The organism is Pseudomonas putida (assembly GCF_005080685.1).
In the GTDB taxonomy this organism is placed as follows: Bacteria; Pseudomonadota; Gammaproteobacteria; order Pseudomonadales; family Pseudomonadaceae; genus Aquipseudomonas; species Aquipseudomonas putida_V.
In genome coordinates this window covers 3,256,521-3,275,958 of sequence record NZ_CP039371.1, presented here as the reverse complement: position 1 = coordinate 3,275,958, position 19,438 = coordinate 3,256,521, and the positions used below count along the sequence as shown (strand labels likewise).

The 19,438-nt window shown below is 63.5% G+C and carries 14 protein-coding genes and 1 pseudogene; 5 read left to right on the top strand and 10 right to left on the bottom strand.

Annotation, left to right across the window (positions count from 1 at the left end):
* Positions 1-4: 4 nt before the first annotated feature.
* Genes E6B08_RS14985 through E6B08_RS14965 form a run of 5 tightly spaced genes read right to left on the bottom strand, consistent with a single transcriptional unit; the run spans position 5 to position 4,849 of the window.
* Entirely contained in the window at positions 5-1,024 is a 1,020-nt protein-coding gene (locus E6B08_RS14985; protein ID WP_136914749.1) for a polysaccharide biosynthesis/export family protein, read from the bottom strand.
* 19 nt (positions 1,025-1,043) lie between these two features.
* The gene (locus tag E6B08_RS14980; RefSeq protein ID WP_136914748.1) at positions 1,044-1,691 is read right to left on the bottom strand and encodes a CpsD/CapB family tyrosine-protein kinase; all 648 of its coding nucleotides are present in this window, start codon (positions 1,689-1,691) and stop codon (positions 1,044-1,046) included.
* A gap of 1 nt (position 1,692) precedes the next feature.
* The gene (locus E6B08_RS14975) at positions 1,693-2,439 is read right to left on the bottom strand and encodes a sugar transferase (protein WP_136914747.1); all 747 of its coding nucleotides are present in this window, start codon (positions 2,437-2,439) and stop codon (positions 1,693-1,695) included.
* Entirely contained in the window at positions 2,436-3,500 is a 1,065-nt protein-coding gene (locus E6B08_RS14970) for an NAD-dependent epimerase (protein WP_136914746.1), read from the bottom strand. The genes E6B08_RS14975 and E6B08_RS14970 overlap by 4 nt, the downstream gene beginning before the upstream one ends.
* Positions 3,497-4,849, bottom strand: coding sequence for a UDP-glucose dehydrogenase family protein (locus tag E6B08_RS14965; RefSeq protein ID WP_136914745.1), 1,353 nt, complete (start codon positions 4,847-4,849; stop codon positions 3,497-3,499). The genes E6B08_RS14970 and E6B08_RS14965 overlap by 4 nt, the downstream gene beginning before the upstream one ends.
* Positions 4,850-5,231: 382 nt before the next feature.
* Here E6B08_RS14965 and E6B08_RS14960 point away from each other — a divergent pair, with 382 nt between their 5' ends.
* Positions 5,232-6,929, top strand: coding sequence for a sulfatase-like hydrolase/transferase (locus E6B08_RS14960; protein WP_136914744.1), 1,698 nt, complete (start codon positions 5,232-5,234; stop codon positions 6,927-6,929).
* A 119-nt stretch (positions 6,930-7,048) separates the two neighbouring features.
* On the opposite strand, the gene E6B08_RS14955 is transcribed toward E6B08_RS14960, so the two are convergent.
* On the bottom strand, positions 7,049-7,981 hold the full coding sequence (locus tag E6B08_RS14955) for a LysR substrate-binding domain-containing protein (RefSeq protein ID WP_136914743.1): 933 nt from the start codon (positions 7,979-7,981) through the stop codon (positions 7,049-7,051).
* A 145-nt stretch (positions 7,982-8,126) separates the two neighbouring features.
* On the opposite strand from E6B08_RS14955, the gene E6B08_RS14950 reads away from it, so the two are divergent.
* Positions 8,127-9,503: an L-serine ammonia-lyase gene (locus E6B08_RS14950; RefSeq protein WP_136914742.1), complete on the top strand. Its 1,377-nt coding sequence runs from the start codon at positions 8,127-8,129 to the stop codon at positions 9,501-9,503.
* A 39-nt stretch (positions 9,504-9,542) separates the two neighbouring features.
* Here E6B08_RS14950 and E6B08_RS14945 read toward each other — a convergent pair whose 3' ends face one another.
* On the bottom strand, positions 9,543-10,220 hold the full coding sequence (locus tag E6B08_RS14945; RefSeq protein ID WP_136914741.1) for a DUF3313 domain-containing protein: 678 nt from the start codon (positions 10,218-10,220) through the stop codon (positions 9,543-9,545).
* A 229-nt stretch (positions 10,221-10,449) separates the two neighbouring features.
* Between E6B08_RS14945 and E6B08_RS14940 the strand changes: the two genes are divergently transcribed.
* The gene (locus E6B08_RS14940; protein ID WP_136914740.1) at positions 10,450-12,384 is read left to right on the top strand and encodes an acyltransferase family protein; all 1,935 of its coding nucleotides are present in this window, start codon (positions 10,450-10,452) and stop codon (positions 12,382-12,384) included.
* Between the two features lie 106 nt (positions 12,385-12,490).
* Here the strand turns inward: E6B08_RS14940 and E6B08_RS14935 are convergent, their stop codons facing one another.
* From E6B08_RS14935 to E6B08_RS14925, 3 genes and pseudogenes are all read right to left on the bottom strand, one after another.
* Positions 12,491-13,786, bottom strand: coding sequence for an NAD(P)/FAD-dependent oxidoreductase (locus E6B08_RS14935; RefSeq protein WP_136914739.1), 1,296 nt, complete (start codon positions 13,784-13,786; stop codon positions 12,491-12,493).
* Between the two features lie 15 nt (positions 13,787-13,801).
* A complete protein-coding gene (locus E6B08_RS14930) occupies positions 13,802-14,890 on the bottom strand; it encodes a polyamine ABC transporter substrate-binding protein (RefSeq protein ID WP_136914738.1) in 1,089 nt (362 codons plus the stop codon).
* A 52-nt stretch (positions 14,891-14,942) separates the two neighbouring features.
* A pseudogene (locus E6B08_RS14925) lies at positions 14,943-16,300 on the bottom strand (glutamine synthetase family protein).
* Positions 16,301-16,451: 151 nt separating this feature from the next.
* Between E6B08_RS14925 and E6B08_RS14920 the strand changes: the two are divergent.
* Both E6B08_RS14920 and E6B08_RS14915 read left to right on the top strand, forming a co-directional pair.
* Complete coding sequence (locus E6B08_RS14920) at positions 16,452-17,348, top strand: helix-turn-helix domain-containing protein (RefSeq protein ID WP_136914737.1); 897 nt, start codon at positions 16,452-16,454, stop codon at positions 17,346-17,348.
* A gap of 170 nt (positions 17,349-17,518) precedes the next feature.
* Positions 17,519-19,432 carry an AAA family ATPase gene (locus tag E6B08_RS14915; protein ID WP_136914736.1) on the top strand — a complete coding sequence of 638 codons (1,914 nt, stop codon included), beginning with the start codon at positions 17,519-17,521 and terminating at the stop codon, positions 19,430-19,432.
* Positions 19,433-19,438 lie beyond the last annotated feature (6 nt).

Sequence of the window (19,438 nt, the reverse complement as noted above, 5' to 3'; positions counted from 1 at the left end):
CCTGTCAGTTGTCGCTGTCTTTGTCGTCGACCCGGTAGCTGAAGCTGAAGCCCCAGCCCTGGAACAGCACCACGTCGGCCAGTTGCCGGGACAGCTCGGCGGCACTGGCGAGTTTGGTCTTGGGTACGTAGAGCATGTCTTCAGGCTGCAGGTAGGCGAGGTTCTGGCTACCGCCGGCCAAGGCCTTGTCGACGTCGTAGTTCACTGCATGCACGGTGTTGCCCTCGCGGCGCATGATCACCACCGAGCCGAGCTTGGCCTTGAGGGTCGGGCCGCGCGCCAGGGTCAGCGCCTCGAGCACCGAGACCGGGCGACGGATCGCGAAGGCGCCAGGTTGGCCGACTTCGCCCAGCACGTAGATCTCGTTGCCGGCGGTGGATTTGAGCAGCACGTCGACCGTCATGTGCCCGGGCAGGCTGGCGTAGCGCTCGTTGAGGTAGTCGCGCAGCTGGTTGACGGTCATCCCTTGCAGCGGCACCGAGCCGATTTCCGGGAAGGTCGCGCGGCCGTCGCTGCCCACCGTGATGTCCCGGCTCATGCCGGTACCGGGGTGGGTCAGGGTGTTCTTCAAGGTGACTTCGCTGGTCATCGGGCTGAGCACGCGCACGGTGACCTGGTCACGGTTGTTCTGGAACACCCGTTTATTGCGGTAGGCATCGCGGATCGCGGTCTCGGCGTCGGCGGTGGTCAAGCCTTCGACACGCACCGGGGCATTGGTGCTGGGCAAGGTGATGGTGCCGTCGGGCTGTACCAGTTGGCTGCCGTTGAGGCCGCTGGCGGCCATGAAGTTGAGGTCGACGGTGTCGCCGGACTGGATGCGGTACACCCCCGAGGAGCTGTTGGGGATGTGGAAGATCACTTCCAGCACGTCCTGCGGGCGCAGTACCTGTTCACGCTTGGCCACTTCGGTGGCCTGGCTTTCGGCCGCGGGGGCGGTGAGGATCTGCACCGGCATCTCGCGGCTGTCCTGGCTGGCGCAGCCGCCGAGGGCGAGCAGGCACAGGGCAATCGATGGGTATCTCATGGTCTTCTCCTGTACCGGCCTAGAGGTTGTCGTACAGCCACTTGGGCATGTAGTACTTGCGCTTGTTGAACACGCTGCCGATCAATCGAGCCCCCGCCTGGGTCAGGCGTTGGGCCGCGGCTTGGGCGACTTCCCAGCGGGTTTCCTCGGCGCACACGACCAGGATCACGCCGTCGACCAGGGTGCCGATCACCAGGCTGTCGGCGCTGGCGTACACGGCCTCGCCATCGATGACCACGAAGCGGTAGTGGACGCTCAGTTGCGCCAGCAGGATGCGCAGGCGCTCCGGATCCAGGCGCTCGCGGCCACGGCGGAAGGTGCCGCCGGGGAGGATGTCGAACGGCTGGTCGGCCAGGCGCACGATGCAGTCCTGGGCCAGCGGCGGGGTGTCCTGGTCGAACAGCAGGTCGGTGAACCCGCGCAACTTGCCCAGGCCCAACTGCTGGCTGAGGTTGTTGCCGGTGTTGCTGCTGTCGATCAGCAATACGCTGCCGGCGCTCATCATCGCCAACTGATTGGCGAATACCAGGCTGCTGGTGCTGGTGCCGCTGCCGGTATTGGCCGCGGTCAGCAGCAGGGTGCGCTGGTCGAGGTCGAGGACAGTGGCGGTCAGGTTGGTCTCGCTCGGGGTGGCGACACTCAGGCTTCTCGAAGTAGAACCGTCCATCTCAACTTGCTCCGTGGCCAGTGAAGACTTTGAACGGAGTCTTGAGCAGGATTTTCATGTCCAGCATGGGGCTCTGTTCGTTGATGTAACTCAGGTCAAGCTCGACGCGTTGGTCGAAGTCGATGTTGCTGCGCCCGGAGATCTGCCAGAGGCCGGTCATGCCGGGGTAGATCGACAACCGCGCGAGGTGGTTGTCCTTGTAGCGATACGCGTTGAACGAGGTGGGGCGAGGGCCAACCAGGCGCATGTCGCCGGTGACCACGTTGATCAGGTTGGGCAGCTCGTCCAGGCTGCTGCGGCGCAGCCAGCTGCCGACCGAGGTGATGCGCGGGTCCTTGTCGATCTTGAAGTCGATGGCATCGGCGCCGTGCTTGTTCAGGTGGCGCACCGAGTCCTTCAGTGCCTCGGCATTGGCGACCATGGTGCGGAACTTGAACATGCCGAACACCCGGCCGCGGTAACCGGTGCGTTTTTGCACGAAGAACACAGGGCCGGCGCTGGAGCCCTTGATCAGCAGGGCGAGCACCAGGAATACCGGCGACAGCAACAGCAACAGGCCGAGCGCCGCCAGGCACGACAATGCCCGATTGGTGCGCGACAAGGTCCATGGCCGGCCACCGATACGGCCTGTGAACCAGCCACGGCCTTGCATGTGGATCGCTGCATCGATGCGTTGTCGATGCGCCGGGTCCATTCGTTTGTCCTGGTACAGCGCCTGTAGCTGCGCGCTTCTGGGTTGTCCCGTCATACCGCCCTCCGTTGATCCGACTGCTCGCCTGCGCGGTTGGCCCGAGGGCCGTTGGGCGAGTAGTAGCCTTGAAACCAGGCGACGAATCGCCTGAGCCCTTCATCCAGTGAAATGCATGGGGTAAAACCGGTGACCTGGTCCAGCGCGGTGGCATCGGCGCAGGTCGCCAGCACATCGCCCGGTTGCAGCGGCAGCAGTTCGATCACAGCGTCGCGTTGCAGGTGTTTTTCCAGTAATGCCAGGTAGTCGAGCAGCTCTACTGGACGCTGCCCGCCGATGTTGAACAGGCGCCAGGGCGCGTGGCTGGTGGCGGGGTCTGGCTCCAGCGCGTCCCAATGCGAGTCGGCGCCTGGCGGTTGGGGAATCAAGCGCACCAGGCTTTCGACGATGTCGTCGATGTAGGTGAAGTCGCGCTGGTGGCGGCCGTAGTTGAACAACTGGATCGCACGTCCCTGGCTGATCGCCGTGGCGAACTGCATCGGCGACATGTCGGGGCGCCCCCAGGGGCCGTAGACGGTGAAAAAACGCAAACCGCTGCAGGGCACGCCGAACAGGTGGCTGTAGCTATGGGCCATGGCCTCGTTGGCCTTCTTGGTGGCAGCGTACAGCGACAGCGGGTGGTCGACGGCGTCCTGCACCCGGTATGGGGTGCGCTGGTTGGCGCCGTACACCGAGCTGGACGAGGCGTACAGCAAGTGCTGCACCGGATGCCGGCGGCAGCCTTCGAGAATGTTGAGAAAGCCTGCGAGGTTGCTGTCGACATAGGCCTGTGGATTTTGCAGCGAGTAACGCACGCCGGCCTGCGCGGCCAGGTGCACCACCACGTCGGGGCGCTCCAGGGCGAACAGCCGCGCCACCCCGTCGCGGTCGCCCAGGTCCAGATGGTGCACCGCCAGGTCGCCGGCCTGCTCACGTACCCAGCGCACGCGGTCATGCTTGAGGCTGGGGTCGTAGTAGTCGTTGTAGTTGTCCAACCCCAGGACCTGGTGACCATCGCGCAGCAGGCGCAGGCAGGTGTGAGCACCGATGAAACCGGCTGCGCCGGTCACCAGCACCTTCATGGCGCGCCTACCTGGGGCGTGACCTGGCGCAGGCCGATGCCGCTGTAGAGCAGGCCATGGGCGGCGACTTGCTCGGGGTTGTAGAGGTTGCGTCCATCGATGATCACCCGCTCGCGCAGCTTGCTCGCCAGGAGGGTGAAGTCGACCACGCGGAAGTTCTTCCATTCGGTGCAGATCACCAGGGCGTCGGCGTCCTGCAGGGTGTCGTCACGCGTGGCGCACAACTGCAGGTCGTCGCGGTAGCCGTACAGGCGCCGGCATTCATCCATTGCCTCAGGGTCGTAGGCACGTACCGTGGCGCCTTCGGCCCAGAGTGCTTCCATCAGGTAGCGGCTTGGCGCCTCGCGCATGTCGTCGGTGTTGGGTTTGAACGCCAGGCCCCAGAGGGCGATGGACTTGCCGGCCAGTTGACCGCCCAGGCGCTGCTTGAGCTTGGCGAAAGGCACCTGGCGCTGTTGGTCGTTGACGTCGTTGACGCTCTGCAGCAGGCGCAGCGGCATGCCACTGTGCTCGGCGGTGTGCAGCAAGGCCTTGATGTCCTTGGGGAAGCACGAGCCGCCGAAGCCGCACCCCGGGTAGATGAAGTGGTAGCCGATGCGCGGGTCGGAGCCGATGCCCTTGCGCACCGCCTCGATGTCGGCGCCCAGGCGCTCGCTGAGGTTGGCCAATTCGTTCATGAAACTGATGCGGGTGGCGAGCATGGCATTGGCGGCGTACTTGGTCAGCTCGGCACTGCGGTTGTCCATGAACATGAGCTTTTCATGGTTGCGACAGAACGGTGCGTAGAGTTCGCTGAGCTGGTCGTGAGCCACCGCATCGCGGGTGCCGACGATGATGCGATCAGGGCGCATGCAGTCGGCGAGGGCGCTGCCTTCCTTGAGAAATTCCGGGTTGGACACCACGCGCACCTGAAGCTGCGCCTTGCCCAGGCGCTGCAATTCGTCGCGGGCCAGCACCAGCACCTGGTCAGCGGTGCCCACCGGCACGGTCGACTTGACGATCAGGGTGCGGTCGCCCTCCATCAGCTCGGTGATCTGCCGGGTGACGTCCAGTACGTGGGACAGGTCGGCCGAACCGTTCTCGTCCGGCGGGGTGCCCACGGCGATGAAGATCAGCTCGGCATGGCTTACCGCGTCGCTGGCCTGGGTACTGAACGACAGGCGGCCTTCGCGGATGTTGTCTTCCAGCAGTTCCGACAGCCCGGGCTCGCTGATCGGCGGCACGCCCTGGCGCAACTGATTGATCTTGTGGGTATCCACGTCCACGCAGAGCACGCGGTGCCCTACGTCCGCCAAGGCTGCCGCCTGTACCAGACCGACATAACCGGTACCAAAAACGCTCACGTCCATGCGCATCGCCTCGATGGATGAGTAAGGGAGATGAAACAGATGTGAATTCGGTATAGCTCAGCCTTGCGCAATTGCGTCAAACCAATGGCATGTTTCGCTTCATTTACACGCGCTAACGCCTAGGGCGAATTGCCAGCAACCCTTTGCCAATCCGGGGGTTAGCGTTGAAAGCTAGTGGCAAATGGCCGAAGCAATAACCGATGAACGGTTGTAGGCCGCGTCATTCCTGGCCTGTGAGTAATAGAGAGTGACGAGGATGAGACACTGAAAGCGCCAAATTCTGGCGTTGTGATATCGCCGGTAAATTGACATTTCCGGCTTGTGAATTGTTTCAGGACTGCTACGGTTTGAGTAGAAATCGATGACCGCGAGGGTCCGGGACATGCGTGGCTGGGTCAAAATCTTGCTGTTGGTTGGCTATCTGGCGAGTTTTCACGGTTATTACGCCGAACGCATCGGGGCGCTCGGGATAGGCTTGCCGCTGCTCCTGTATCTCGGGGTGTTCGCGGTGCTGGCGGCGGCTTTGCTGTTGTCTGCCTGGATTCGTCCAGCCCTTTTGCGCTGGGCATTGGCGCTGGTTCTTGCGGTGAGCGCGGTGTTCATCGACGCGTACACTCGGATCACCGACGCCTACATGACCTACAGCGCTTTCGTATCGATGGTCTACGCCGGTGGCTTCGTTCAGGAGGCGCTGCAGCAGTACCACTATGCAATTACCCTGGCCATGGCAAAGGCGGCACTGCTGTTGCTGGGCATTGGCGTGCGTCCAGGGCCAGCACCGCGCTTGGTGCCAACCTGGCTGCCGATGGCCTCGCCGGTGCTGGCGCTGGCGCTGCTGGTGGCGATCCTGTTCGTGCGTGCCGGCGAGGGCGCACGGGGCCTGCCGGTCATGTACACGCCGCTGGCCTACCTCAGCCTCATGGGTTACGAAAGCGTGCATGCCAGTGTCGGCCCGCGCCAGCCGGTGAGCCTGGCGCGCACGACGGCGCCACTGGCCCGCGACATCGTCCTGGTGATCGATGAAAGCATTGCCGGTAACTACCTGGACATCAACACGCCAGCCGGCGTGAACAGCCACTTGAACCGCCCGCAGCCAGGCGTGGATATCGTCAATTTCGGCTATGCCGCTTCCATCGCCAATTGCAGTGCCGACACCAACGTCACGCTGCGTTACGGCGGCACCCGCGACGACTACCTGCGCATCAACTCGACCCAGCCATCGATCTGGCAGTACGCCAAGGCGGCGGGGTTGGGTACGGTCTACATCGACAGCCAGCGTACCGGCGGGCACTTGCAGAACCTGATGACCGAGACGGAAAAACGCGACATCGACCAGTTCATCCAATTCGACGACACGCCGGTGGTGCAGCGTGACATGGCGGCACTGACGCGCCTGGTGGCGCTGCTGGCCGACGGTAAGCCGCAGTTGATCGTGATCAACAAGGTCGGTGCGCATTTCCCGGTGCACGACAAGTACCCCGACGATTTCATGACGTACAGGCCGGCGCTGCCGCGTGGGCGTTTCACCGATGTGACGGATATCGGCACCCGTGATGGGTTCGACGGGCGGCCTCAGGACTGGGTGTTGTATCGCAACAGCTATCGCAACAGCGTGCAGTGGAACGTTGGCGAGTTCTTCCGGCGCCTGTTTGCCGACGGCGACCTGAGCCAGGCGGTGGTGATCTATACCTCCGATCATGGGCAAGACCTGCATGAGCGAGGCAATCCTGGCTTGAACACCCATTGCGACAGTGACCCGGTGGCGGAAGAGGGGTTGGTGCCGTTGCTGGTGATCCAGGGGCAGGGCCTCAAGACCCTGGACTGGCAGGCTCACCTGGCGCATAACCGCAATGCTTCCAGCCACTACAACATCTTCCCGACCCTGCTGCGCTTGATGGGGTATGACGGGGCCGGGGTGGCGGCGGTCTATGGCAAGGCGCTGGACCAGGTGACCGACGACCCGTTTACCTTCAACGTGCGTTTCAATGCGCGATTGGGGGCAAAGCCAGACTTCCGTCATATCGACCTGGGGCAGGTGGTGACGCCGGAGCCGGATCAGGGGGTGACGGCAGTGCGGTGAGCGCCGGCGAACACCGGCGCAGCCCTCATCGTGCACCGTGGTGTCTGGTTCGCGGGTAAACCCGCTCCTACAGGATCTTCATTGCTGCTGGGGCCGAGGTCAGTGCCGGTTCAATGGTGTCAGCCCCTGTGCAATGCCCTGAAACTGCTGGCCTCTTCAACCAGCCAGTCGTGCACCGCACGAGCCCCTGGCTGGGCCAGGCCTCCTGGCGAGTAATGCAGCATGTAGCGCTTGTGGTTGGCGATGGGCACCCCGAACGGCACGATCAGCGCTCCACGCTCCAGTTCGTCATTGAGCAGGGTGCGCCGGGCGATCGCCACGCCGATGCCAGCGATAGCTGCCTCGATCGTCAGATGGTTGCGGTTGAACGTGTGGCCCCGACGGACATCGAGGCCCGTGGCACCGATGCCTTCCAGGTAGAACTCCCATTCGGCGTATTCCGAGCTGCCACGCCAGGCCGTCATGTCGTGCAGCAACGGGTAATGCACCAGGTCCGCCGGGCCATGCAGCGGCGGGCGGCCGCGCAGCAGGGCCGGCGAGCAGACCGGGAAGATCTGCTCGTCCAGCAAGGGCGTGGACAACATGCCGGGATAGCTGCCGTCGTTGAGGTCGATGGCCAGGTCGAAATCCTCGGGGTCGAGCGCCTGGGCACTGTCTTCGGCCACCAGCCGCAACTCGATGTCCGGGTAGCGCTGCTGGAAGCGAGGCAGCCGCGGTGTCAGCCACTTGGCCAGGAACGACGGAATCGAGCGCAGGCGCAATGTGCCGCGGATTTCGCCGGCATCCAGGCGCAACAGTTCGGCCTCGATACTGCCGTAGGCCTCGGCCACCGTCTGCGCCAGCCGCTGGCCCTCGGCGCTCAACTCCACGCCACGGGGCCGGCGCAGGAACAACCGGTAGCCCAGGCGCTCCTCGAGTTGGCGCATCTGCTGGCTGACCGCGCCCGGGGTGATATGCAGCTCTTCGGCGCAGCGAGTGAAGGACAGGTGTCGGGCAGCGCAGGAAAACACGTGTAGCCAGACGAACATCTGGCCGTTGAGTTGGCGTCTCATCGTTTAGTCATGCTAATGGCTTGCTTAGGAGGTTTCGTTGGTCATTGCCGGGTCTGCGCGTCAGTATGGCGCCAATTGGCAATTTCGCTCAAATTTTCTACGGAATCGTGGCGCTAGGAAACTGCCGCCACGGTCAGGCATTAGCATGGCTATCAGTGTTTTCGACCTTTTCAAGATTGGCATCGGCCCTTCCAGTTCGCACACGGTGGGCCCGATGCGGGCTGCCGCGACCTTTGCCCAGGCCCTGCGCGAACAGGATCTGCTGACCCAGGTGGGCCGCGTCGAAGTACGCCTGTACGGCTCGTTGTCGGCCACTGGTGTCGGCCATGCAACCGACCGCGCCTGTCTGCTCGGGCTGATGGGGCAGTGGCCGGACCGGATCGACCCCGCCAGCATCGAGCCACGCATTGCCCAACTGTTGCAGGAGCACTGCCTGATCCTCGATGGCAGCCACCCGGTGGTGTTCGATTACGCCCGGGACATGCGCCTGCTCGACGAGGATCTGCCATACCATCCCAACGCCATGAGCTTGCACGCCATGCGGGACGAGGTCTGCCTGTTCAGCCAGACCTACTACTCGATTGGCGGCGGGTTCATCGTCGAACAGGCCGAGATCGATGCTCCGGTCAGCAATGAGGGAGCGGTGCGCTTGCCCTATGAGTTTTCCAGTGGTGCCGAACTGCTGGAGCTCTGCAAGGCGCACGGCCTGAGCGTCAGTCAGTTGATGCTGGCCAACGAGTGCGCCTGGCGCCCTGAGGCCGAGGTACGCGAGGGGCTGCTGCGTATCTGGGCGGCGATGAAGGAGTGCGTGGTCAATGGCCTGCGTAACGAAGGCGTGTTGCCGGGTGGGTTGCAGGTCAAGCGCCGTGCCGCGCGTCTGCACCGTAGCTTGCAAGAGCTGGGTAAACCGAACGTGATCGGTTCGACCCTGAGCGCCATGGAATGGGTGAACCTGTATGCCCTGGCGGTCAACGAAGAAAACGCCGCTGGCGGGCGCATGGTCACTGCGCCCACCAACGGGGCTGCCGGTATCATCCCGGCGGTGTTGCACTATTACATGAAGTTCAACGACCAGGCCTGTGACGACGATGTCGTCGCCTTCCTGCTCGCGGCAGCGGCGGTGGGCATTCTGTGCAAGAAGAACGCCTCCATCTCCGGTGCAGAGGTGGGCTGCCAGGGTGAAGTGGGGTCGGCTTGCTCCATGGCGGCTGCGGGGCTTGCCGAGGTCCTGGGCGCTACCCCGGCGCAGTTGGAGAATGCCGCGGAGATTGCCCTGGAGCACAACCTGGGGTTGACTTGCGACCCTGTTGGCGGGTTGGTCCAGGTGCCGTGCATCGAGCGCAATGCGATAGCTGCTGTGAAGGCGATCAACGCGGTGCAGATGGCCCTGCGGGGCGATGGCGAGCACTTCATCTCCCTCGATCGGGTGATTCGTACGATGCGTGACACGGGTGCGGATATGCATGCCAACTACAAGGAAACCTCGCGCGGGGGGCTGGCGGTGGCGTTCGTCGAGTGCTGAAAACAGGGCTGCCGTAGCAGCCCTGTTGGCGACAGTGACTCAGCGCGCCTTGCTCCTGAGCGCGACGAAGCTGTTGCGCATGTCACGCGCCCAGCCATCGAGCACCGGCTTGACGTCGTTCAGCGTCAACTTCTGGGTGTCGTTTTCCAACGCTTTGCCGCTGCCCTTGCGCACCACCTGGGCCAGCACCTTCTGCGTGGCGCCATCGAGGAAGGCGGCCTCTACCGCCACATCCACTTCCTGGTCACGGCCGCCAGAGGCGGTGTTGACCGCCGCCGCCACCAGGGCGATAGGGATCACCTCATAGGGCTTGAGACCCTCGTTGCTGGTGGATACGGCGGTGATCGCCGGGCGTACCACGATGGTCTTCGGCCCCGGCGATTTGACCAGCGTCAGCACGCCACCCAACTCGCGACGCAGGGCGTCGTTGAAGTAGCGGGTGATTTCCTGCAGGGTCTGCGCCGGAATCACCTCGGTGGGCTGTGGCTTGGGATAGAACTGGCTGGGCTCGATGAATACCTCGGTGTACTGGCTGGCCTTGATGCCAGGGTCGATCCAGCGCATCACCGGGGCGCCAGAGGCGCTCTTGGCGGGTTGTAGTCGACTGTAGTCCTTCAGAAAACCGGAATAGTCCTTGGGGTCGACCTGGTGGCTGGAGCAAGCGGCCAGGGCGAGCAATGCGGCGCACAGCAAAGTGATGCGAGGCAGTGGTTTCATGATCTGCAAGCGTCCATGAAGGGGTGGCCTGAACAACGCTAGCAGGCGTCTGGCGCTTGGCAGTTGCTGGCTTGAAAGTCAATTTAATGGCGAACTTTGCCGAGTGAACAGTGGATGGCGGCCGGTCGTCGTTTTATTGACTGATGGTCATGGCGGGCTTATCTCATGAACGCTACACCTAGTGGATGGCACTTTGCCTTGCCGGCATCCAGACGAAGGATTCGTTCCCATGCGCCAGGACAGTTACCGTTCCGACATCGATGGCTTGCGGGCCATCGCGGTGCTTGCCGTGTTCCTGCATCACCTGAGCCCCGGTTGGCTACCCGGTGGCTTCGTCGGTGTGGACATCTTCTTCGTGATTTCTGGCTACCTGATCACCTCCCAGGTGTTCCAGGAGCTGCGCGAAGGGCGTTTTTCGCTCAAGGGCTTTTACCAGCGCCGCATCAACCGCATCGTTCCAGCCTTGCTCACGGTGCTCCTGGCCTGCGTGCTGGTAGGAAGCGTGCTGCTGTCTCCGGTCGATCTGGTGCGCCTCTACAACAATGCATTGTTCGCGCTGCTAGGGGTGTCGAACCTGTTCATCTGGCTCAAGTACGGCAACTACTTCGCCGCCGATGCCAGTGAAGCTCCTTTGTTGCATACCTGGTCGCTGGGCGTCGAGGAGCAGTTCTATCTGGTCTGGCCGTTGATGGTGTTGCTGGTGTACCGCTTTGCACCGCGTTACCTGCTGTGGCTGCTGGGCATGGGTGTGGTGATGGCGGTGGGTTTTTCCGAATACGCCACCGGCAATTTCGCCACCGCCGCCTACTATCTGCTGCCGACCCGCTTCTTCGAGTTGATGCTCGGCGGCTGGTTGGCGATCTGGCATGTGCAGCACCGGCCGAACGTGGGGGCAGGGCAGTCGTTCATCTGCACCGTGCTGGGCTACCTGGCGATCGTCGTCCCCCTGTGGATGCTGAACGAGGAGGCGACTTTTCCAGGGTTGAACGCACTGTGGCCGTGCCTGGGCACGTTGCTGCTGATCCAGGCGGGCAGCAACGGTGCCCGCTCGCCATTGCTGGCCAGCCGGCCAATGGTGTTCGTCGGCCTGGTGTCGTATTCGCTGTACCTGTGGCACTGGCCGCTCATTGCCTACCTGAACTACCTGGAAGTGCCGATGAGCGCTGGTCTTGCAGTGCTGGTAATGGCGCTGGCGTTGCTGTTGGCCTGGCTGTCCTGGCGCTACGTGGAAAAACCCTTCCGTCGCTCGGGCCTGCAGTTGTCGTTCGCACGGGTGTTTTTCCGCCGTTTCGCCGCGCCGGTGTTGGGGCTGGCCGTGCTGGCGGGCGCCGGTCAGGCGCTGGATGGTTTTCCCGCTCGGTTCAGCCCACAGGTAAACGCCCTCGAGGCCATGACGCTGGACAAGCCGGCACAGAACCGCCGCGGCTGCCATGTGCCCAATGCCTTGTATCGCACCGAGCCGGATGCCGCCTGCCGCCTGGGAGCACAGAAGGAGGCGCTGGACGGCATCATGGTCGGCGACTCGTTCGCCAATCACTTCACCGGCATGGTCGACCTGCTGGCCAGGCCCGATAACATCAGCCTGATGGACTACACGCTTGATTCGTGTCCGCCGATCCTCGGCTACCGCGACCGCATGCCGGCGGTCTATGCAGACCACTGCGCGGTACGCAACCAGCGGGTCTTCGAGTTGATCGAACGCAACCATTACCCCTACGTGGTGCTAGCCGGCAACTGGCCGCCGGACGAAGCGTCGCAAGGGCTGGTCGAGGCCAGCCTGGAGAAGGCTGTGGCGGCCAGCGGCGAGGTCATCGTCATTCTCGACAACCCGCTGATCGAGAAGGCCGCGACCTGCCCGATCCGCCAACTGATGTTCGGCCTGGCGCGCGATTGCGCGGTCGCCCAGCGTAACCGGCCGCAGTACTGGGCCCAGGTGCGTGAACGCTTCCCGCAGATCCATTTCATCGATCCCGATGAGGTCATCTGCAAGGGTGGCAATTGTTCGCCGATGATCGATGGCAAGCTGCTGTATCTGGATCGTGCGCACCTCAATGGCGTCGGGTCGCGGTTCATTGGGCAGGCCTTGCTGGCGCGCGGATACTCCCTACTGAATGATCCTCGTAAAAAATCCATGCAGGACAATGGTTTGAAGGCCGCTCTTTAGCGCTTGTGTAATCTTTTCCGCAACTTGATGTGGATTGTTAAGAGATGCAAAAAAAACCATAAAATACAAAAGGTTGAGATTATATTCTCAAGTAGATTGTTCGGTATTAACCAAGCGCTTCCTTCAGCCGATACCACAGCATTCCCAGCGCCAACAGCGGTGACCGCAAGGCCCGGCCACCCGGAAACGTCAGGTGCGGAACGGCACTGAACACATCCAGTCCCTTGCTCTGGCCGACGGCGATCGCCTCGGCCAGCAGCTTCGCCGTCCAGTGGGTGACGTTCAACCCATGCCCAGAGTAACCCTGGGCGTAATACACGTTGGGGTGCTGGCGCAGTCGTCCAACCTGGGGGAAGCGGTTGGCGGTGATGCCGATCAGGCCGCCCCATTGGTAGTCGATGCGCACATCGGCCAGTTGCGGGAAAACCTTGAGGACCTTGGGCCGCATGTAGGCACCGATGTCCTTTGGGTCGCGGCCCGAATAGTGACAGGCGCCACCGAACAGCAAGCGGCGATCGGCGGTGAGGCGGTAATAGTCCAGCCCGACCTTCTGGTCACACAGCGCCATGTTGCGCGGGATCAACGCACTGGCGAGCGCTTCGGGCAACGGCTCGGTGGCTACCACGTAACTGCCGGCGGGGAGCACCTTGCCACTCAGACGCGGCTCAAGTTCGTCGAGATGGGCATTGCAGCCCAGCACCAGGCTTTGCGCACGCACCTTGCCGCTTGCAGTGTGCAGCGTGACGTTGGAGCCGTGCTCGATGCGCAGCACTGGGCTCTGTTCGAAGATGCGTACACCTAGGCCCTGCGCTACCCGCGCTTCACCTTGCACCAGGTCGAGCGGGTGCAGGTGGCCCGACCCCATGTCCACTAGCCCGCCGGCATACAATTCACTGGCTACCACCTCGTGCAGGCGCTCAGGGGGGACCAGTTGGGTTGCATGACGGTAGCCAAGGGCCGCCAGTTCCTCCTGCTCATGGCGCATCGCGTCGAATTGCGCAGGGGTATTGGCCAGCTCGCAGAAGCCCCAGCGCAGGTCGCAGGCGATGTCGTACTGGGCGATACGCCGGGCGACCAGGGCCACCGACTCGATGCCGGCCTGCTTCAGGTAAGCCACGCCGTCCTGCCCCACGTGCCGGGCGAAGCCGCTGACATCATGGCCGATGCCACGGATCAGTTGGCCGCCGTTGCGCCCGCTGGCACCCCAGCCGATGCGCCGGCCTTCCAGCAGCACCACCGAAAGCCCGCGCTCGGCCAGTTCAAGCGCGGTATTCACTCCGGTGAGGCCGCCACCGACCACGCACACGTCGGCCGTCAGCTCGCTGTCCAGGCTGGGGTAGGGGGAGGCGTCACGCGCACTGGCGGCATAGTAGGACGCGGTGTGTTGAGTAGCGTGGGGCATGGTGGCTCACTCGGCTCAGCGGTTGGACTTGATCTTGCTCCAGGAACGGGTCATCACCCGCATGATCTTCGGGCTCGGGGTGCTGGAGATGTACAGTTTGTCGAGTACGTCCTGAGGCGGGTAGATCTCGGGGTTGTTCACCAGCGAGGCATCCATGTAGGCCTGTGCATCGGGGTTGGCATTGGCATAGCCGACGGTGGCGCTGACCTTGGCGATCACGTGCGGGTCGAGCAGGTAGTTGATGAACGCCAGGGCCTGCTCGGGGTTGTTGGCGTCCTTGGGGATGGCCAGCAGGTCGAACCACAGATTGCTGCCTTCCTTGGGAATGCTGTACGCGACCTTGATGCCATTGTTGGCCTCGACCGCCCGGTTGGCGGCCTGGAAAACGTCGCCGGAGTAGCCGAAGGCAATGCAGACGTTGCCGTTGGCCAGGTCGGACACGTACTTGGAGGAATGGAAGTAGGTCACATAGGGACGCAGTTCGAGCAGGCGTGCCTCGGCCTTGGCGTAGTCGGCAGGGTTTTCGCTGCGTGGATCGAGCCCGAGGTAGTTGAGCATCGCCGGGAACAACTCGTCCGGTGAATCCATGAAGGCCACGCCGCATTGCTTGAGTTTCTTCAGGTTTTCCGGCTCGAACAGCACCGCCCAGGAGTCGATGCGATCGATACCCAATGCGGCCTTGACCTTTTCGACGTTGTAGCCGATGCCATTGGTGCCCCACAGATAGGGCACGGCATAGCGATTGCCGGGATCGTTCTGTTCAAGCTGCTTGAGCAGCTTGGGGTCCAGGTGCTTCCAGTTCGGCAGCTTACTGCGATCCAGCGGCATGAAGGCGCCGGCTTGCGCCTGGCGACCGAGGAAGTGGTTGGAGGGCACCACCACGTCGTAGCCGGTACGTCCGGCCAGCAGCTTGCCTTCCAGGGTTTCGTTGGAATCGAACACGTCGTACACCACCTTGATACCGCTGCTGGCCTGGAAATCTGCCAGGGTCGTGTCGCCGATGTAGTCGGTCCAGTTGTACACGCTGACGCTCGGCGCAGCCTGGGCGGCGGCTCCGAACAGCAGGGTGAATGCAGCGGGAATCAGGGCTTGCAGTTGACGCATGACGACACCTCGTTTGGTCTTGTTCTGGATGTACTGTGGCGATGGGCGGCGATCAGACACTGAGCAGAAGGAACTCACGCTCCCAGGAGCTGATCACCCGTTTGAAGTTCTCGTGTTCGGCGCGCTTGACCGCCACGTAGCCCTCGACGAACTGATGCCCGAGGTACTGGCGCACCACCTCGCAATCCTCCATGTGCTGCAAGGCATCCTCGATGGTGATCGGCAGGCGCAGGTTGCGCCGCTCGTAGGCACGACCTTGCACCGGCGCGCTGGGCTGTTGCTTCTCGACCATGCCCAGGTAGCCACACAGCAGGCTCGCGGCGATCGCCAGGTACGGGTTGGCATCGGCGCCGGGCAGGCGGTTCTCCACGCGCATCGACTCGGGGCTGGAGGTCGGCACCCGCAGGCCGGCGGTGCGGTTCTCCTCACCCCATTCGACGTTCACTGGCGCCGAGGTGTCGGGCAGGAAGCGGCGGAACGAGTTGACGTTGGGCGCGAACATCGGCAACAGCTTGGGGATGTACTTCTGCAGGCCACCGATGTGGTGCAGGAACAGCTCGCTCATGCTGCCATCGGCGTTGGCGAAGATCGGCTGGCCACTGGCGATGTCGACCACGCTCTGGTGCAGGTGCATGGCGCTGCCCGGCTCGTCGGTGATCGGCTTGGCCATGAAGGTGGCGGTGACGTTGTGCTTGAGCGCCGCTTCGCGCATGGTGCGCTTGAACACGGTGATCTGGTCGGCAAGGTCCAGCGCGTCGCCATGGCGGAAGTTGATCTCCATCTGCGCCGGGCCGTCTTCGTGGATCAGCGTGTCGAGGTCAAGGCCCTGCAACTCGCACCAGTCGTAGACATCCTCGAATAGCGGGTCGAATTCGTTGGCGGCATCGATGGAGAACGACTGACGGCCACTTTCCGCGCGGCCCGAGCGGCCCAGCGGCACTTGCAGCGGCAGGTCTGGGTCTTCACAGCGTTGGGTCAGGTAGAACTCCATCTCGGGCGCGACGATGGGCTGCCAGCCCCTGTCGGCATACAGCTTGAGCACCTTTTTCAGCACGTTGCGTGGCGACAGCGCGATCGGGTTGCCGTGTTTGTCGAAGGTGTCGTGGATGACGATCGCGGTCGGCTCGATGGCCCATGGGATCTGGTACACAGCAGCCGGGTCGGGCGGCAGACCATGTCGATGTCGGCAGCGTCGAGCAGGCCGTAGTAGATGTCGTCGTCGACGTAGTCGCCAGTGACCGTCTGCAGCAGCACGCTTTCAGGCAAGCGCATGCCTCGTTCGTGAAGGAATTTGGCGGTAGGGGCGATCTTGCCGCGGGCGATGCCGGTCAGGTCGCTGATCACGCATTCGACTTCGGTGATCCGGTGTTCTTTCAGCCAGGCGGACAGCTGATCGAAGGGGGCGTTCATACAAACCTCTTGATGTGGGTTCAGGGGCGCGGTGGGGGCGGTGGCTTCCCAGCGGACGCGCTGGAGACTATCTTGGGCGTAGCTCGCCGAAGCGATCTATCCACTTTCTCCGGATCATCAATGCACCAAAAGAGTGCAAATAGGACAGCGCGTGACAACGTCCCAGGCTTTGCAGGTCCAGGCTTTCCACACCACAGATGTGACTGAACAGATGCGTGCCACGCCCGGTTGGCAGCAGCACTATCGGCAGATGTCGCCAGGCCATTTCAGCGGCGAACTGCGCTGCTTGGGGCTCGATGGCGTGGAAGTGTACGAAGAGCGCCTGAATACCCGTGTGGAGCAATTCTTCCGCGCGCCAACAGGTTCGTTGGCGTTCTGTTTCGACCGGATCGACAACAGCCTCTACCTGCTCAACGAGCAGAGCCGCAATATCTGGATCACCCCGGAGAACTACCAGGAGGTGGCGGTGGTGTTCGACCAGGCTTTCCTGGCTCGCCATGGCCTTGACCCGCAGCGGCTCGAAGGCCTGTTCATGGTGCCGCTGGGCAGTGGGCAGAATGCCTTGTTCGGCAGCTGGCTCAGCGCCACGCTGACACGTCTGGCCCAGGCCGACAGCTCCTTGCAGGGGCAGGCGCTGGCGGAGCAGTTGCTGGAAGATTGCCTGTTCATCCTCGACAACGCCTGCCAGCGCCTGGAGGGCGGGGCCATGGGCCGGCGCGGGGAGGAGCGGGCGATCATGCAGCGGGTCAGCGAGTGGGCGGCGGACTGCCCCGAGGAAACGCTTAACCTGGCGGAGCTGGCGCAGGTGGCCGGGGTATCCCTGCGCCAGCTGCAGCAGGCGTTCAAGGCCTTTACCGGGATGCCGCCGGCACATTGGCTGCGTTTGCGCAGGCTCAACGGCGCGCGGCGCGACCTGCTGCGTGGCGGGGCGACGGTGGCAGAGGTGGCCATGCGTTGGTCGTTCTGGCATTTGGGGAGGTTTTCAGAGAGTTACCGGCAGTTGTTCAAGGAGTTTCCGAGTCAGACGCTAAGGCGTGTCAGGGGTTGATGCTTGCTGCGGGGCGAGCGGCCCTTTCGCGGGTAAACCCGCTCCTACAGGTGCGTCGCTGTCCGTGTAGGAGCGGGTTTACCCGCGAAAGGGCCCGTCCAGCCTACACTCGCCAACCATTCCCCGCGGAAAATTGCTAACCTGCCCGGCAGTTTCTACCCGAGGTCCCGATGTTCTACCTGCCTTTGCCCAGCGACCAGGCCGACCGCCTGGCCAGCGAGCCCGAATCCTGCGATTTCTTCGCCACCGCCAGCCTGCTGCAAGCGGCGGCGCTGTTGTTCGTGCAGAACCTGCCCCGCCAGCCGGCCACCGCGTCGGCCGACGCCCAGGAGCGCCGTTTCGCCGAGATCGTGCGGATCGCCCAGGAGGTCGAAAGCGCAGCGCCCGGGCGCTTCCAGGGCCAGGTGGCGCAACACTTCGACCGCGAAGCGTTCGCCATGGGCCTGGGCATGCTCGGCGAGAACGGGATTGGACTGCTCGCGGCCGAGGTCGAGTACCCGGCCGATGAACTGCTAGACGACGAAGGCCAGTGGAATTTCCTGTTCGCTCAGAGCTACCGCCAGCGTGTAACGCCCTTGCATGCGGCCTACGTGCCGGCGCTGGCCAGCGACCTGATGCTCAGCGACCAGCAGAACCGGTTGCTGCGCGAGTTTCTTTCAGGCGCCGATGAGTCGGTGGCGGTGCAGGGCTTCGCCGGCACTGGCAAGACGTTCCTGATTCACCAGTTCGCCCGCTTGCTCGACCCCCAGCGCACGCTGTTGCTGGCCCTCACCGAAGGCCAGTTGCGGGCGCTGCAGGCGCGGGTCAAGGATGCCGCGGCCTACACCGCACTGACGTTCGGCCAGTTGGCCGACGAAATCCTCAACCGCGACCTCACCAGCAACGGCTGGCGCCTGCGCGACCCGTACCGCACCAAGCTGTCGTGGCGCCCGCAGGAGGCGCAGGTAGTGAAGTGGCTGGGTATCCCCGACGTCGGTCCGCTGGCGGCGCGGGATGTGGTAGGCCTGTGCATCAAGGCCGTGCGCAGCTTTTGCCGCAGCGGCGACAGCCAGGTGCAGTTGCACCATCTGCCGTGGGCCGGTCCCGGTACTACGCCACTGGACCAGGAAGTGCTGCTGGAAAAGGCCCGCCTGTACTGGCAGGAGCTGATTCGTCCGTCCGCCCGGGAGATCCAGTTGCCGGTGCGCGACTACCATCGGGTCAAGCTGTTGTCGCTGACGTCGGAGGTGATCGACGGCCGCTATTTCCACGTCATCGTCGACGAAGCCCACGAGCTGTCGGCACCAATGTTGGCGGTGCTCGACCGCAGCCCGCAGTCGGTCATCGCCTTGGGCGACGAGCTGCAGAACCTCAATGGCCTGAGCCCGCACCATGGCAGTTTCATCCGCCAGCGCTACATCGACCACTCGTTACGTGCAGGGCCAGCCATGGACGGCGTACTGAATCCGTTGATCCAGGCGCATCCAGCCTCGATCCAGGCAGCTTTCAGCGGCAGCGCCGAGCATTACACGCGCGTCAGTTTCTTCGACACGGTGACGGTGCCCGAGCAGCCAACGGCGCTCATCGTCGATGATGAATGGGGCCTGTTCGGCTGGTTCCAGCGCCTGACTCACCAGGGTGTACCGTTCGTGCTGCTGAAAAGCGCGCGCAAGGATTTCGAACTGTTCGTCGAGGACTGCATCGAGCTGTACCGCTACGGCACCCGGCCGCGCCACCCGATGTTGTTCCGCTATGCCAGCTGGCAGGCGCTGGAGCAGGACAAGGGCGATGACAAGGCGTTCGTTGCCGTGGCCAACATGCTGCGCAAGGGCTACACCCCGGAGCACTTCGCCAAGGCCAAGAGCCGCTATCGCTGGGACAAGGCGCCCAAACTGTTCCTGGGCCGGGTGCGGGACGTGAAGAACATGGAGTTCGCCCGGGTGATGGTGTCGCCAGAGCTGATGGTGGCGCCGGTGGCTGCGGGCAATCGCAACGAGCGGGCGCGGATGTTGGCGGGGTTGTATACCGCCTGTTCGCGGGCGCGGCATGAGTTGATCGTGCCGGGGGGGATGCTCGACTGGGTCAAGGACCAGGTTCGCGATTGAAGCACC